The sequence below is a fragment of the Vibrio taketomensis genome (assembly GCF_009938165.1).
GTDB classification, from domain to species: domain Bacteria; phylum Pseudomonadota; class Gammaproteobacteria; order Enterobacterales; family Vibrionaceae; genus Vibrio; species Vibrio taketomensis.
The window spans coordinates 471322-486689 of record NZ_AP019650.1; the positions used below are offsets into that span (position 1 = coordinate 471322).

The 15368-nt window shown below is 44.6% G+C and carries 14 protein-coding genes; 6 read left to right on the forward strand and 8 right to left on the reverse strand.

What is annotated here, in order from left to right; translation table 11 throughout:
* Positions 1-15: 15 nt before the first annotated feature.
* The 6 genes from Vt282_RS15805 to Vt282_RS15830 form a co-directional block, all read right to left on the reverse strand.
* The gene (locus Vt282_RS15805; protein WP_162064003.1) at positions 16-501 is read right to left on the reverse strand and encodes a hypothetical protein; all 486 of its coding nucleotides are present in this window, start codon (positions 499-501) and stop codon (positions 16-18) included.
* On the reverse strand, positions 498-1382 hold the full coding sequence (locus Vt282_RS15810) for a helix-turn-helix transcriptional regulator (RefSeq protein WP_162064004.1): 885 nt from the start codon (positions 1380-1382) through the stop codon (positions 498-500). The genes Vt282_RS15805 and Vt282_RS15810 overlap by 4 nt, the downstream gene beginning before the upstream one ends.
* A gap of 209 nt (positions 1383-1591) precedes the next feature.
* A complete protein-coding gene (locus Vt282_RS15815; protein WP_162064005.1) occupies positions 1592-2998 on the reverse strand; it encodes a fructose-specific PTS transporter subunit EIIC in 1407 nt (468 codons plus the stop codon).
* Between the two features lie 11 nt (positions 2999-3009).
* Positions 3010-3450: a PTS sugar transporter subunit IIA gene (locus Vt282_RS15820; RefSeq protein WP_162048007.1), complete on the reverse strand. Its 441-nt coding sequence runs from the start codon at positions 3448-3450 to the stop codon at positions 3010-3012.
* 203 nt (positions 3451-3653) lie between these two features.
* Positions 3654-4871, reverse strand: a complete 1218-nt coding sequence (gene manA, locus Vt282_RS15825; protein WP_162064006.1) for a mannose-6-phosphate isomerase, class I — start codon at positions 4869-4871, stop codon at positions 3654-3656.
* An 81-nt stretch (positions 4872-4952) separates the two neighbouring features.
* Positions 4953-6860, reverse strand: coding sequence for a PTS fructose transporter subunit IIABC (locus Vt282_RS15830; protein WP_162064007.1), 1908 nt, complete (start codon positions 6858-6860; stop codon positions 4953-4955).
* A 356-nt stretch (positions 6861-7216) separates the two neighbouring features.
* Here Vt282_RS15830 and Vt282_RS15835 point away from each other — a divergent pair, with 356 nt between their 5' ends.
* Positions 7217-8056, forward strand: coding sequence for a helix-turn-helix transcriptional regulator (locus Vt282_RS15835; RefSeq protein WP_162064539.1), 840 nt, complete (start codon positions 7217-7219; stop codon positions 8054-8056).
* Positions 8057-8062: 6 nt separating this feature from the next.
* Here Vt282_RS15835 and Vt282_RS15840 read toward each other — a convergent pair whose 3' ends face one another.
* On the reverse strand, positions 8063-8842 hold the full coding sequence (locus Vt282_RS15840) for a PTS sugar transporter subunit IIA (protein WP_162064008.1): 780 nt from the start codon (positions 8840-8842) through the stop codon (positions 8063-8065).
* A gap of 9 nt (positions 8843-8851) precedes the next feature.
* Entirely contained in the window at positions 8852-9151 is a 300-nt protein-coding gene (locus Vt282_RS15845; protein WP_162048011.1) for a PTS fructose transporter subunit IIB, read from the reverse strand.
* Between the two features lie 285 nt (positions 9152-9436).
* Here Vt282_RS15845 and Vt282_RS15850 point away from each other — a divergent pair, with 285 nt between their 5' ends.
* The 5 genes from Vt282_RS15850 to pstB all read left to right on the forward strand — a co-directional run bounded on the left by Vt282_RS15850 (position 9437) and on the right by pstB (position 15174).
* A complete protein-coding gene (locus tag Vt282_RS15850; protein ID WP_415663462.1) occupies positions 9437-11272 on the forward strand; it encodes a fructose-specific PTS transporter subunit EIIC in 1836 nt (611 codons plus the stop codon).
* A 360-nt stretch (positions 11273-11632) separates the two neighbouring features.
* A complete protein-coding gene (locus Vt282_RS15855; protein ID WP_162048013.1) occupies positions 11633-12454 on the forward strand; it encodes a phosphate ABC transporter substrate-binding protein in 822 nt (273 codons plus the stop codon).
* Between the two features lie 93 nt (positions 12455-12547).
* Positions 12548-13483, forward strand: coding sequence for a phosphate ABC transporter permease subunit PstC (gene pstC, locus Vt282_RS15860; RefSeq protein ID WP_162048014.1), 936 nt, complete (start codon positions 12548-12550; stop codon positions 13481-13483).
* 14 nt (positions 13484-13497) lie between these two features.
* The gene (pstA, locus tag Vt282_RS15865; protein WP_162048636.1) at positions 13498-14361 is read left to right on the forward strand and encodes a phosphate ABC transporter permease PstA; all 864 of its coding nucleotides are present in this window, start codon (positions 13498-13500) and stop codon (positions 14359-14361) included.
* Between the two features lie 63 nt (positions 14362-14424).
* Positions 14425-15174 (forward strand): phosphate ABC transporter ATP-binding protein PstB, encoded by a 750-nt coding sequence (gene pstB / locus Vt282_RS15870; RefSeq protein ID WP_162064009.1) that lies wholly within the window; start codon positions 14425-14427, stop codon positions 15172-15174.
* The last annotated feature ends 194 nt before the right edge of the window (positions 15175-15368 follow it).

Genomic DNA, 15368 nt, shown 5'->3' on the forward strand with positions numbered 1-15368 from the left:
GTGGCAGTTTCCTTGTTAACCTTGTTCAACCGTCCAAATCGACTTTTGTCTTGATAAAGCCCGCTTCTCAACCGGAGTGAGCAAATTAAACTCAATGGATTCCCCGTTGAAGCGTAAGTTGCGGATCAATTCTGGTGATGCGCGATATTGGTATTTACTATGTTGTGCTAATCGCAGATAAAATTTCTCGAGTTGATTTTCAAGCTGCATTGCACACTCTCCATTCCAGTATGTGGAGAGAAACAAGCCTTTTACGTGTTTTGCTTCGAGCTTGTCTGTCGAGTATGTAGGAATGAAAGAGTAATGATATTGGCTATCTGGCGTGATGCTGGGAGCGTGAAAGGCCAAATCAATGGACTCAATAACTGGTTGGGCAGTGCATAGCTGTTGTAGTAGCGTCGATATACGGCGAGTGCCCGCTCGTTTGGTTTTCGCAATCGTGTGTTGATAATCAATATTGATATTAACATCGATGTCGACGATATTTTGTTTATCAATCAAATCCCATAAAGGGTCTTGCTCAATGTTTTGATAGGTTCAATAGGGCAACCAAAGTGTAGCTCCCCAGTTTGTTCATCATAGTGCCAAAGAGCAGGCCACCCGCCTAAGTAACATTCTTTTTCTTCAAAGACTCGATGATAAAAATGATGGAAAATCATTGGCACGTAACTAGGGTCAGGAAGTATCACTTGAGCCATTTTGCAAGCAGGCAATTGTACCTCAAGGAGATCGCTTGGTATCGGCTCGCTCGGCAAAAAAGGAAAGGCTAAGCTCATGGGGTAGGTGCTGTTGGCATTTTGACTGTGCTCTCTAAACTCCAATATTCTCATTTGTTCAAATCGAAGCGAGCGACTGTATTCTTGTTTTGCGAGTCGATGGTGTGCATTCGAAATGGCCTCAATAATGACATCGATCTGACGTAGGCTGGTATTAACGGTAAAAGCAAAGCAACCCCAGTGTGTTTCCGGATGTTCGATGACCTCTATCGGTAACGCCAAACAGCGTTGAATTTGCTCTAGCTTTTTGCTGTCAATACGCTCGAAATTGACTCTTTCAGCCCAAGTCTTATGTCCAAATAGATTGGATGGGGTCGTTGAAGTTTGCTGACGAAAAGCGCGCGCAAATGCTTCTTGAGATTCGAATCCATGCTCAATGGCAATATCTAGAATTCGGAGCTTACCTTCGGCAAGGCGCATCGCTGCCAAGCTGACATTGCGCATACGCTGATAGCTAGAAATCGAGTAGCCCGTTTCGGTTTTGAAATGACGTTGAATATAAGAACGGCTGTAACCACAATGTTGAGCAATAGCATCAATGCTAATAATGGTCGGTAATTGCTCTTCGATTAAATCGATAATGGCTAAAGTAAGCGAGTGATTCATTGAGTGCTGATACGTTAAGTCGGAATTTCACATCTTTTGTTTTGGCTAGCTTAAGCAAAATACCGTCTGGTTTCGAGCTAGATTTCTGAGATGATCATCGCAGATAGATAAGTTAGCCTTCTATTGCAGAATACAAAAACAAAAAGCCGATACTTTGAAAGTATCGGCTTTGTTAGTGCCTAGCTAGGCTGACGTTGTTACAGTAATTATTATGCTTGAATTAGCGTTGCTGCTTGCTTCATTGCTTCTTTAGTCGAACATTCAACAACTTTTGCATTCGCAAAGCGGTGTGCATCTTTTACTTGAATGTCATGAGCAAGGATAACCAGTTTCGCATTTGCTACATCTAGGTCAGTAATGCGGTTTTGGATGCCGTTTTGACCTTGAGTTTCAACTTTGATCTTGATACCTGCAGCTGCACCTGCTTTCTCAAGCGCTTTTGCTGCCATGAAAGTGTGTGCTACGCCTGATGGGCAACAAGTAACAGCGACTACGTCGTACTCACCTTCGCCTGCTACTGGTGCTGCAGCTGCTGCTTGAACTGGTGCTGTTTCAACTTCTTCAGCTTCAACTTGTTCTTCAGCTACTGGTTTCCAGAAACCTACGATAACAGCTGTAGTTAGAGAGCCTAGAGCGATACCCACTACGTACATTGGAATGTTGCTTGATACAGGCGCTGTAATTAGACCGCCCCAAGGTGCGTGCAGTAGGATGTCAGTTAGGAAGCCAAACACACAGCCAACGATACCACCAGCAACGATTGAAGGAAGAACGCGCATTGGGTCGTTTGCTGCGAATGGGATAGCACCTTCAGAGATACCGATAGAACCCATGATTGCTGCCGCTTTACCCGCTTCTTGCTCTTCTTTCGTGAATTTTTTCTTGAATAGGAAAGTTGCTAGAGCCATACCTAGAGGAGGCGTACAAATTGCGATACCAACGCCACCCATTAGCCAAGGTTGAGTATCAACTTGAGTTTGAGCAAATAGCGTTGCTACTTTGTTGATAGGACCACCCATGTCAAATGCAGTCATACCACCAAGGATAGTACCTAGGACCACTTTAGATGCGCCAGCCATTGAAGCTAGGAACTCGTTCATAGAGGTCATGAACAGTTTGATTGGCTCACCGATACCCCATAGAACGATACCAGCAGAAACTAGAGTACCGATTAGAGGGTAGATAAAGTACGCACCAAGCGCAGTCATGTTTGGAGACAGTGGGATTTTCTTAAGTTGGTAAACAACACCACCCGCAAGGAAACCTGCCACGATACAACCAAGGAAGCCGCCGCCCATATCTGCCATGATGCCAGAAGAGATCATTGCTGGCGCAAGTGCTGGTTTGTCAGCGATTGAGTAACCGATGAAACCACCTAGGATGATAGGGAAAAGAACAAGACCTTTAATACCGATGTTTGAGATGTCAGCTAAAAGGCCGTCAGCCGGAACCGCGCCTTTACCTGAAGCCATAACTGCAAGAGCAAGTAAAACACCACCAGCAACGATAAAAGGTAACATGTGAGAGGTACCAAAAAGTAGGTGCCCCTTTAAAGTGCTAAGTGTCTTTTTGAGATCACTATTATTATTGGTAGCTTGAGCTGTTAGGGTACTCATAATTATTCCACCTATGAATTGATTAAAATATTTAGAATTTGTTCTTCACTTTGTGCATTGTTAATTTCTTCGATAAATTCATCGCTGAATTTTCCGAATAGTTCTTGTAGTACATAAATATGATGGTCAGCACCGTTGTCTGGTGAAGCAATCATAAAGAATACTGTTGGTTTGATGCCGTCTTCGTCACCGTATTCGATACCTTCACGCTTTACGCCAACAGCGATTGCAGGTTCGGTAACTGCTTTGCTTTTCGCATGTGGGTAGGCGATGCCATCAGTAGACGTAACGCTGACTGCTTCACGCGCTTCGATGTCAGCAAGAAACGCATCTTTATTGCTGATACGGTTGTTTTCTAATAATGCTTGCGCCAATTCTTCAAACACTTGTTGTTTATTTTCAGCTTTCAGTTCGTGTTTAATTAAATTAACGTTAGTAAGTTGTGTAATCATATTTAACTCTGGGTGTTCATGTTCTGAGATAAAATTAATCGATTACAGTGTTTTGAGAAATAGCAAAAAAAATCCATCCACTATACTTTTGTATCCAGCCAACATGAGTGTGATGGTCATCATTATTTTTTGAGAGTTGAGAGAGGGCTATATACGAAAAAGCCCTGCAGGGCAGGGCTAGGAAGATTGAGTACGACAACGTATCAGCAATAGGCGCGTGCGACACGCCCAGCACACGTGAGCGTGTAGTTTTGTGCAAACGCTGGAACAAAGACGGATTGGCCTTTTTCAACCACACATGATTGTCCATTTTCATGCTCTAAAGTCATAGCTTCATCCAGTGGCAATAGAATTTCAGCACTATCCACACACACATTGCGTTGGTTAGAGGTCGGGATGATTGCAAACTTAAAGTCCTCGACAGGAATTGGATATTCCAGCATGTCGCTATTTATGTTTGGCTCAAGCAGTAAGGTATCAAATGGCTTCTCTTCGAAAATAGTGCAAGCCGCCAGTTCGTCAATATCCATATGCTTCGGTGTAAGGCCTGCGCGCAGTACGTTGTCCGAATTCGCCATAATTTCAAGCCCCGTACCTTTGATGTAAGCGTGCGGTGTTTCTGCATCTAGGAACATCGCTTGGCCTGGTTCAAGTGTGATGACATTAAGCAGTAGTGGTGCAAATAGACCAATATCGCCTGGGTATTGAGTTTCTAATTCAAGGATTAGTGCCATCAAAGGATCAGTAGAAATATTGGCTTGCGCAAGCAGGACGGATAAAGCCATCTCTTTAGCTTCCCCTTCAAGAGAAAGTAAACCAGAGAAGAAATGACGTAAGCCGTTAGAGTTTTGGCTTACGATAAGCGCGTTCAATAATGGTTTGATTTCGGCGATATCAAGCTGAGTAAAGTTGGCAATAATGTCAGAGATGGAGCGGAAACCATTCATCGCTTGGTAACGAGTAAGGGCATAAACAAGCTCAGGTTTATGGTTTGGATCTTTATAATTACGCTCGCTAGCCGATAGCGGAATACCTTGCTGCTCTTCTCGTGCATAACCCGTTTCGGCTTGGTATTTGTTTGGGTGAACTTGAATCGATAGGGCTTTTTCAGCGGCAAGGACCTTAAAGAGATAGGGTAACTCACCAAAATGATTGGCAATGTGGGCACCAAGAAATGCGTCGCGGTTGGAGTTAATCAGTTGCGACAGCTGTGTGGTTACGCCTTCCGTTTCAACCATTGAACAACCGTTTGGGTGTGCACCCATCCAGAGTTCGGCTTGTGGTTCAGATTTCGCGTTATCTATATCGAACAGTTGGTTGAATGATGTGGTGCTGCCCCATGCGTAGTTTTGAATCACGTTGGTCATTGGGTAGAACACTGAATGTAAGTTAGGGGTGTTTTCAAGTCGGCTATCAGTCATGATGGTCACCTTAATATTTCAATCTTTAAAGCACTTCAGCCCAAGCGCGAAGGCTTAGGCTGAGGGAGGTTGGTTGAGTGATTACGCAGTCGCTGCAACTAAGTGAGCTTTGCGCATTTTCTTAAGGCTGACGCAAGTTACTGCGGTTACCGCGGCACCTGCTGCCATGCAAATCAGTGCTAGAAGTGGGTAGTTCATCGCGCCAAGTAGCGCCACAACTGGTCCGCCGTGAGCAACACTGTTAGTGATACCGAATGAGAACGCCATGACAGCAGCAACCATTGAACCAAGAACGTTCGCTGGGATAACTGACATTGGATCTTGCGCGGCAAACGGGATAGCACCTTCTGAGATACCGACTAAACCCATTGCGCCTGACGCTTTGCCCGCTTCAATCTCTGATGCTTCAAAGATATTCAATTTGCGGCCAAGGACAGTGGCAAGAGCCATACCCAGCGGCGCAACCGGAATCGCACACGCCATCGCGCCCATAAATTGAGTTTGGCCGCTGGCGATCATGCCGACAGAGAATAGGAATGCCACTTTGTTAAATGGGCCACCCATATCAAAACCAGCCATGCCACCTAGTACGATACCAAGTAGCACCACGTTGCCTGTGCTCATGCCAGTGAGTAACGCGGTTAGGCTATCCATTAGGCTCGCGATCGGTGCGCCGATAACAAAGATGAATAGACCAGCGATAAATAGCGAACCAGTAATTGGCGCGATCATGATCGGAACGAGCGGTTGGATAAACTTGTGATAATTGATTGAAGTAATGAATTTAACGAAGTAACCCACCAGTAGGCCCGCGATGATGGCACCGATAAAGCCAGTACCCGCTTCAGCACCGTAAAACGAGCCGTTGTTCGCAATCCAACCACCAATGAGACCGGGAGCTAGAGCTGGGCGATCCGCAATTGCGTAAGCAATGTAGCCAGCCAGAATAGGAATCATTAAAGTGAAAGCAACAACACCAACGTTGAGGATTTGGTTCCACATACTGCCATCTGGAATGGCCATGCCCGCCTCTGTAGGTTTACCACCAATCGCCAATGCAAGCGCAATGAGCAGACCACCAGTAACAACGAACGGAATCATGTGTGATACACCATTCATCAGGTAGCGGTAGAGATCACCACGAGCCTGAGATGCTTTATCGGCAGCAGATTGCGGTTCCGGTGTGTGTTCCGCATTATAAGTAGGTGCACTTAACGCTTCGTTAATTAGTGCTTGAGCATTGCGAATAGGGGCTTTTACATTGGTTTTGATTAGGCGTTTACCAGCAAAACGCGCCATATCAACTTGTTTATCACAAGCAACGACGATTGCATCAGCGCGAGCAATTTCTTCGTCAGTTGGGCTGTTTTTTACCCCAATTGAGCCGTTGGTTTCGACTTTAATTTCGTAACCTAGCTCAGCCGCTCCTTTTTCTAGCGCTTCAGCGGCTAAATAAGTATGCGCGACACCGGCAGGGCATCCGGTAACACCAATCACAAAACCTTTGTGAGTTTGAGTGGTGACTTCGCTTTCAATTTGGGGTTGTTTCTCAAGTAGCAACTCTAATGCTTCTTGATTAGATTTCGCCGCAAAAAAGCGCTCAATAAAGCCATCTTCAATCAGTTTTGAAGAGAGCTCTGCCAGTACTTCGATATGATGGTTATCACCGCCATCTGGAGAGGCGATCATAAAAAAGAGTTTTGATGGAAGACCGTCTTCGGCGCCGTATTCAACACCAGCTTTGCTCACACCGATAGCGACAGCAGGTTCAATGACCGCACTACTTTTCGCGTGGGGCAGAGCAACGCCTTCTTCAAAGCCGGTATTACCGAGTTCTTCACGTGCTTTAATGTCAGCAAGAAATTGTTGTTTATCAGAAATACGACCTTGAGCGTACAATACGTCGATAAGCTCAAGGAATACCTCTTCTTTTGTCGTCGCTTTAAGATCAAGAGCAATCAAGTCTTGATTAATGAGTTTGGTGATCATATCCACCCCTATTGACTTTATTGTTATCTATAAAGCCATTCTGCTAGGGATCGATTTTGCGCTGTAGTGAAGAAAAATTGCATTTACTGGATATTTGTATCGCACTCCAGTATGTGTGATGGTGATCAATTTTTGTTTTTATCGGGGAGGATATTTTAACTATCAAATTTTCATTATTTTACATGAGTTTATAGGTATTTTTGGAACGGGTAACGATGTTGTCACTAGAGTTTTGGTGCTTTAGCTGGATTATTGTAACTTTAACTTGAAAGTGTGACTGTGGTCAGTAGCACGAATTCATTGTGCGTAGTATACCTGCGTTTAATAGAGTAAACAGTATCGAGCAGAGTTCAAAAATGGTCTTTCATGACTTAATTTCTTCAGTGTTGAGTGAGCGTGATTCGAGCCATAATATTTGGTTTGCGGGTGATTTTCATACGCCGCCAGAGTTTAGCTATCAGGTGAACTTTCCGCGCCTAGAATTGGTGTTAGACGGAGAATACGTGAATGAAATGGAAGATCATGAACGTAAAATGAGCCGCATTGTTGCCAAGGCTGGTGATGCCATTTTTGTACCGCCAAACTGTTGGAACAAACCCGATTGGGATACCGATTGTTCGGTGTTAAGTATGTTATTTGGTCGTCGTCAACTGGGTTTAAGTTTTGTGAGTAAGCGCAAAGGTGAAGCTGGGTTTTACGATATTCAAAAACACAGTATTCAGACTCGTTCGGGTTTTGCGATTGATAATATTCTGGAAGCGCTAAGTTCACTGGCGCGTGAGAGTCACAAAAAACCGATGGATGACTTATTGCTACAGGCTTTGCTGCAATACAGTAAAACTATGCTTGAACAGCCAGTCGAGCAATCGCAAAGCCGAGTACAAGATCTCTATCAGGGCATTTGTATCTATATTCAAGAGAACTTTCATCGTCAGATCACTCGAGACAGTATTGCTGATCGGTTTAGTATTTCATCAAATCACTTGTCGCGCCTATTTCGTCAACAAGGTCATATGACCTTAGCTGACTATATCACGTGGGTACGTGTCGATCGCGCAAAGTTCATGTTGAAGAAGTACAACTTTAAACTCAATGAAGTGTCGCTACGTTGCGGGTTTAAGGATGTGAACTATTTTTGCCGCGTGTTTAAAAATCGTACCGGTCGAACCCCAACCGAATATCGAGGTTCGATATAGGTTGTGTTAGTAAGGCAATAATCGAGACATTGCATACATCAGTAGCGCTTGTAAGTCGACACTGCGGCGCGTTCTGAGTATGCGTTCAGCCATTTGACCTGTGAGCAAATTCCGGGTCAGATTTGTTGCTGCCACGATTTGTTCACGAGTTGGGGGTTGTGGCATTACTAACGCAATCGCGACGTTGACGGTGCCCATCTTTGACGCCCAATCAATAGCGATATCATTACTAATCACAGCGACTGAAATATCACTGATGTCGGCAAACATCACGTGTGGCAGTGCGATACCCGGTGTGACACAAGTTGGTGAGCGTTCCTCACGCTTCACAAAAGCCAAGATAAGTTCGTCAGGATGTGAGGGGTAAATGAGTTGTGCTAACCCTTTTAAGCATTCAAATTTAGTTAAGGGAGTATGCGCTTTAGCATAATGCCATTTGATTTCACAAGGCGGGCTAATTTGTGGCATACGCTGGGCAAGCTGGCTTGAAAATTGGTAGTTAATTTGATCACCAACGACACTGAAATGATCGGTCAGCACGTCTTTTAAAACAAAACATGCCAACTCAGCATCAATACCAATCGCGGTGATCTGGCATAAATCACCTTGTTGTAATCCAACGCGCATCATCGCCGATGATTTGGTCAGGGCGGCAGTACGGTTTTGTGTGATATTGATGATACTTAGAGAGCTACGAAATTTTTTCGCTAAGCGTGATAACGGCAGCGCCACGTGTGCGCTACTGTTACAATCGTCCACTAAAAAGGTGATTTGATATTCGTTCATGAAAGGGTGTTAGCGGCAATGAACAAGAAAGACTTTGTCGACATTAAGTAAGACATCTTCAATCGAAATTTGCACTTGATCAGTGCCAGCAAAACGACCCGCTTGTTCAATTTCAATATCAGAGACGATCAGGATACGGTCTGCTTGGGCAATGTCTTGATGGGTCAGTTGGTTTTCTATTCCCATCGCGCCTTGCGTTTCTACTTTAATTTGCACGTTAAATTTTGCCGCGGCTTTGACGAGCGCGTCGGCCGCCATATAGGTATGGGCAATGCCTGTAGGGCAGGCGGTCACTGCTACTATTTTCATGATTATTCTCAGTGATTGTTCTTGGCTGGATCCTAGCATAACAGTGCGCGAACGCACGGATTTAAACGCTTGAAAGGTAAGAGCTCTATCACACTTTGTAAGCTGTGTTACATTACTCCAGTTAATGCTCGTTTCGTACTATATCGTGATGGCAAAGGGTTGGTTAATCTAATTCCCCATGACGAAGAGGCACGGCTTCTCAAGTGTTCCTTTTTAGGTCATCTAAAGAGGCTGCTGTTTTTGCCCAGTTGATCGAGTACTTGTTGTTTATTAGGTATAAAAATAATGAATATCACCTCCCTAATTGATACCAATACCATCTGCTTAGATCTCAAAGCACAAACTAAAGAGCAAGTTTTAGCTGAATTGGTCGACGTGCTGGCTGATGCAGGAAAACTGTTCAACAAGCAGCAGTTTTTACAAGATATTTGGAATCGCGAACAAATTGGTAATACGGGCTTTGAAGAAGGCATCGCGATTCCCCATGCCAAAAGCTCGGCGGTAAAACAGCCTGCGGTTGTTATTGGAATTAGTCGTCACGGCATCGATTATGGTGCTGAAGATGGCGAGCTTTCTGATGTGTTCTTTATGCTGGCATCGCCAGATGATAATGATCACCATCATATCGAGGTTCTCGCTCAGCTCTCTTCCAAACTTATTGAAGAGGACTTCGTTCGTCAGCTAAAAGAGGTGACAAGCGCTGAGGATGTCATGGCGTTGTTGCTTGCCACTGAAAAAGGGCAAAGCGCTGAGGCATCTTTGAGCACCCATTCTGTTGTCATTGAGCCACCAAGCGCCTTGAAAGTACAGCTGGCACGAGCAAAAGAGCATTTGCTGTTTGGTACTTCCCATATGATTCCATTTATCGTGGCGGGTGGAGTGTTGCTGTCACTGTCAGTGATGATCTCTGGCCATGGAGCGATGCCAAAAGAAGGCATCTTAGCTGATGTAGCCCAAATGGGATTGGCGGGGCTGACTTTATTTACGGTCGTGCTTGGTGGCTATATCGCTTATTCGATTGCTGATAAACCAGGTTTAGCGCCGGGGATGATTGGCTCTTGGGTGGCGGTCAGTCAATACGATACCGGGTTTTTGGGTGCGATTATCGTTGGTTTCGTCGCGGGTTTTACCGTTTTTGCGCTGAAAAAAATTCGTTTGCCCGACAGCATGAGTGCGCTCAGTGCCATCTTTATTTATCCGCTGATCGGTACCTTTGTCGCTTGCGGTACTGTGATGTGGCTGATCGGTGAGCCGATCGCCGATGCGATGGCGAGTTTAAACCATTGGCTAGCAGGTCTGGCGGGCTCAGGCAAGATCTTGATGGGCACTGTACTTGGTGCGATGACTGCGTTTGATATGGGTGGGCCAATTAATAAAGTCGCGACTTTATTTGCACAAACGCAAGTCAACACCCAACCTTGGCTGATGGGCGGTGTGGGGATAGCGATTTGTACACCGCCTTTAGGAATGGCGCTTGCAACGGTTTTGGCTCCTAAGAAGTTTAAGCAAGATGAACGCGAAGCAGGTAAAGCGGCCGGTATCATGGGCATGATTGGTATTAGCGAAGGGGCGATTCCGTTTGCGGCTGCCGATCCTGCGCGGGTCATTCCAGCAGTTGTTGCTGGTGGCATTGTGGGTAACGTCATTGGATTTATGTTCCATGTATTGAATCACGCGCCTTGGGGCGGGTGGATCGTTCTGCCAGTGATTGATGGCAAGCTTGGCTATATTATCGGGACGGCCTTTGGTGCACTGACTACCGCCTTGATTGTGATTGCTCTGAAGAAAACCGTTAGTGAAGAGAGCGATAAGAACTCAACCATTACCCATTGCGGCTCAGTAGAAGGAGAGGGTGAAGCTGATGTTCTCGCGGTAACATCTTGTCCTTCAGGCGTAGCGCATACTTTCTTAGCGGCGAAATCATTAGAAAAAGCGGCTTACAGTTTAGGCATAAAAATTAAAGTCGAGACTCAAGGTGCCAATGGCATTAACAATCGCATTACCGCATTGGATGTACGCCGAGCGAAGTATGTGATCTTTGCACATGATGTGGCGATCAAAGAGCCGGAGCGATTTAAAATATCAAGATTATTGATGTATGCACTAAAGACGCGATGTTAAGTGCCAGCACGATTCTACAATCTACTCGTTAACCCTAGAAAGTATAATGGCTTATCCCCCTAGGCTATTGTGCTTCTGAAAGCCAACGTATGTTGGGCGAAAGCCAGTTAGTTGAACTAACTGGCTTTTTCGCTTTCTGCGCAAAAAACAAACGAACTCAGATGCGAAAAATGAGTTGTAACATTTCATTTTTCGTAAATTTATACTATCTAATTGATATATATGAAAATTGTGTGGTTTTGCCTAAATATAAATGTCATATACGTTTCAATTTACTGAAACGTAACTGTCACATTTCATGCCTAAAGTAGGCTTCGTTGATGAAACACAACGGCAATAAAGCCATTAAGGAAAAATGTGATGAAAAAGACAGTAATCGGTGCAGTGGCACTACTAGGTACTCTAACAGTTACTCCAGCGCTAGCGAAAGAAACGATCTCAGCAGTAGGTTCTAGTAGTGTAACTCCGCTGATGGAAGTTTTCTCTGAAACATACATGAAAACAAACCCAGACGTGTTTATTGAAGTACAAGGACCTGGTTCTTCAGCAGGCGTCAAAGCAGCGAAAAACGGCAGTGCAGACTTAGGTATGTCTTCACGTAACTTGAAAAATTCGGAAAAAGAGCCACAACTGAAAGAGCTAACAGTGGCACTAGACGGTATCGCAATTGTCGTTAACCCAAAAAATGAATTGAATGGCCTAACCGCAGAACAAGTAACCGCTATCTACAAAGGCGAAGTGACTAACTGGAAAGATGTGGGCGGCGCAGACAAGCCAATCGTAGCAATCACTCGTGATACAGCATCAGGTACCCGTGGTGCATTTGAAGACATCATGAAGCTAAAGCGTAAGATCGGTGATAAGAAAGTGTCGGCGATTTCTCAACGTGCTCAAGTTGCTAACGGTAACGGTGCGCTGAAAACAATGGTGGCATCTAACCCTTACGCAATTGGCTACATCTCATTAGGTACAGTTGATGCTTCAGTGCATGCACTACCAATCGATGGTATTGCAGCATCAGTAGACAATGTTAAGAACCAATCTTACAAAGTAGCACGTCCATTCCTAGTGCTATACAAAGAAGGTAAGCCTTCAGCAGAAACACAGAAATTCCTAAACTGGATGGTGGCTGATGAAGCTCAGGCACTAGTAGACCAAAAAGGCTACATCTCAGTTAACTAATACATTGAATACCCTTGCTCAGCCCGCTTTGGGCTGAGCCTTTTATTTCACAGCTGACAATATGTTTTTAGTTAGCTTAGTGAGAACAAAATTATGACCATCGCAACACATAGTGAAAAGCTTATGAATACTGAAGCGACTCAAACCGCGGCTAAGCCTGGTCTACGTGCTCAAAAGCGCATAGATTGGAAAGAGCGTATTTTTCATGGCCTATTTCTAACCAGTGCCGTAATAGGTATCGTCTCTCTAACCGTTATCGCGTACTTTATCGTTAAAGAATCGATTCCCGCGTTTCAAGAAGCAGGTATAACGGGCATCGTATTCGGCCAAGAATGGTTGCCACCAGCGCTTTATGGTGTCGCGACCATGATCGTCGCTTCATTAGTGTCGACGCTTGGCGCAGTCATTGTTGGTGTGCCTGTTGGTGTGCTGACTGCCATTTTTATTGCGGAAATCGCTCCTAAACGCGTTGCCGATATCATTCGTCCAGCGGTTGAGTTGCTTGCCGGTATTCCTTCGGTTGTATACGGCTTCTTCGGCTTGGTAATTATCGTTCCGTTGATTCAAGACATCTTTAATGTACCGGCGGGTAACACTATTTTGGCGGGTATTATCGTGCTTGGTGTGATGATTCTTCCAACGGTGATTACTGTTTCAGAAACCTCAATTCGTGCCGTACCTCGTACCTATAAAGAGGGTTCTCTAGCGCTAGGCGCTTCAAAAATCTACACCATCTTTAAATTGCTCGTTCCGGCTGCTCGCTCAGGCATTATGACTGGCGTCATCCTTGGTATTGGTCGTGCACTTGGTGAGACCATGGCAATCATCATGGTGATGGGTAACGCCCCGGCGATGCCACAAGGCATTCTTGATGCGGCGCGTACACTGACAGCTAACATTGCGATTGAAATGTCATACGCAAGTGGCGTGCATGCGAACGCTCTATACGCAACCGGCGTAGTACTATTGGCATTTATTATGATGCTTAACGCAGCGCTACTGTACCTAAACCGCCAAAAAGCGAAATAAGAGTGGTGACGATGATGGATTTTGCAAAACTAAAACAATCTCGCCAGAGAAAAGATCTGGTACTTAACGGGTTTATTTGGGCATCAGCGGCATTAACGGTCGGATTCCTGTTCTGGATTATTTGGTACATTCTTTCTAACGGTTTGCAGCATGTAGATTGGAACTTTATTACCGATGACTACACGCGCACAGGGGATGAGCATGGCATCTTCCCAATGATTGTATCAACGCTTTATATGGTGATTGCATCGATCGCAGTGGCTGCGCCACTGGGCATCATGACGGCAATCTATTTGACTGAATATGCGAAAGTGGGTAGCCGCTTAGTCAAAGTGATTCGTTTCTGTACGGAATCGCTAGCGGGTATTCCATCGATTATCTTCGGTCTATTTGGTATGACATTCTTTGTCGCAATCTTAGGCTTAGGTTTCTCGATTTTATCAGGTGCATTAACACTAAGTATCCTGATTCTGCCGGTGATTATTCGTACCACAGAAGAAGCACTAATGGCGGTACCACAAACCTATCGTGAAGGTTCGTACGCTTTAGGCTCTTCAAAAATTTACACCATCTGGCGTTTGATTTTGCCAAGTGCAATGCCAGGTATCTTAACTTCGGTCATTCTGAGTATTGGTCGTGTAATTGGTGAATCTGCACCGGTGTTCTTAACCGCAGGTATGGTAGCGCGTATTCCAGACTCGCTGCTGGACTCAGGTCGAACACTGACAGTACACCTTTACAAATTGACTACCGAGCTGTTCACCATTGAAGAATGGAACCAAGCATACGGTACAGCGACAGTGCTAATAGTAGTTGTTCTACTTATCAATATGGTAACCAAACTGATTGCCAAGCGTTTCAATACAGCAACTTACTAATCGCGTCCAATAAGCGAAAGCACAGTGCGACAGAACAGACAAAAGAATTAAGAGATAAAAGACATGAACAAATTTAACATTGAAAACCTAGATCTATTTTACGGTGAAAACCAAGCCCTTAAGTCAATCAACCTGCCAATTCCACTGCGTCAAGTGACGGCGCTGATTGGTCCATCCGGTTGTGGTAAATCAACACTATTGCGTTGTCTAAACCGCATGAACGATTTGATCGAAGGGGTGAAAATCACCGGTAAACTGACCATGGATGATGAAGATATCTATGGCAATATCGATGTGGCTGACTTACGCATTAAAGTGGGCATGGTATTCCAAAAGCCAAACCCATTCCCGATGAGCATCTACGAAAACGTGGCTTACGGTTTGCGTGCACAAGGTATCAAAGATAAGAAGTACATTGATGAGGTGGTTGAGCGTTCACTGCGTGGTGCTGCGCTATGGGATGAAGTAAAAGACCGTCTAAAATCACACGCATTTGGCTTGTCAGGTGGTCAACAGCAGCGTCTATGTATCGCCCGTACTATTGCGATGGAACCAGATGTAATTCTAATGGATGAACCAACATCAGCACTGGATCCAATTGCGACTCATAAAATTGAAGAGTTGATGGAAGAGCTTAAGAAAAAGTTCACCATCGTTATCGTTACGCACTCAATGCAGCAAGCGCGTCGTATCTCAGACCGTACCGCTTTCTTCTTAATGGGCGAATTGGTTGAACATGATGCAACCGACGTGATTTTTAACTCACCACGTGACGATCGTACTCAAGGTTACGTAAACGGTGACTTTGGTTAATCAACGATTTATATGAAGTCATAGTCTTTATGTAAATTAACAGTGTTTACTGATTATAACTATAAGCGATGGTAACTTTGCCCCTCTTAAGAGGGCTTTTATACCTAAAAATGGTAATAGGTGAGTGATAGGTTTAATTGATGACATACAAAAATAGGGAATTAAAGTGCTGAATTTTATATTCGCGTGAAGCT

Excerpts from the sequence above, each read along its gene's own strand:
- Vt282_RS15840 (WP_162064008.1), bottom strand. The coding sequence starts at position 8,842 with ATGAACGAATATCAAATCACCTTTTTAGTGGACGATTGTAACAGTAGC.
- Vt282_RS15850 (WP_415663462.1), top strand. The coding sequence starts at position 9,437 with ATGAATATCACCTCCCTAATTGATACCAATACCATCTGCTTAGATCTC.
- Vt282_RS15855 (WP_162048013.1), top strand. The coding sequence starts at position 11,633 with ATGAAAAAGACAGTAATCGGTGCAGTGGCACTACTAGGTACTCTAACA.
- Vt282_RS15830 (WP_162064007.1), bottom strand. The coding sequence starts at position 6,860 with ATGATCACCAAACTCATTAATCAAGACTTGATTGCTCTTGATCTTAAA.
- Vt282_RS15815 (WP_162064005.1), bottom strand. The coding sequence starts at position 2,998 with ATGAGTACCCTAACAGCTCAAGCTACCAATAATAATAGTGATCTCAAA.
- Vt282_RS15810 (WP_162064004.1), bottom strand. The coding sequence starts at position 1,382 with ATGAATCACTCGCTTACTTTAGCCATTATCGATTTAATCGAAGAGCAA.
- Vt282_RS15845 (WP_162048011.1), bottom strand. The coding sequence starts at position 9,151 with ATGAAAATAGTAGCAGTGACCGCCTGCCCTACAGGCATTGCCCATACC.
- pstA (WP_162048636.1), top strand. The coding sequence starts at position 13,498 with ATGGATTTTGCAAAACTAAAACAATCTCGCCAGAGAAAAGATCTGGTA.
- Vt282_RS15820 (WP_162048007.1), bottom strand. The coding sequence starts at position 3,450 with ATGATTACACAACTTACTAACGTTAATTTAATTAAACACGAACTGAAA.
- manA (WP_162064006.1), bottom strand. The coding sequence starts at position 4,871 with ATGACTGATAGCCGACTTGAAAACACCCCTAACTTACATTCAGTGTTC.
- pstC (WP_162048014.1), top strand. The coding sequence starts at position 12,548 with ATGACCATCGCAACACATAGTGAAAAGCTTATGAATACTGAAGCGACT.
- Vt282_RS15835 (WP_162064539.1), top strand. The coding sequence starts at position 7,217 with ATGGTCTTTCATGACTTAATTTCTTCAGTGTTGAGTGAGCGTGATTCG.
- pstB (WP_162064009.1), top strand. The coding sequence starts at position 14,425 with ATGAACAAATTTAACATTGAAAACCTAGATCTATTTTACGGTGAAAAC.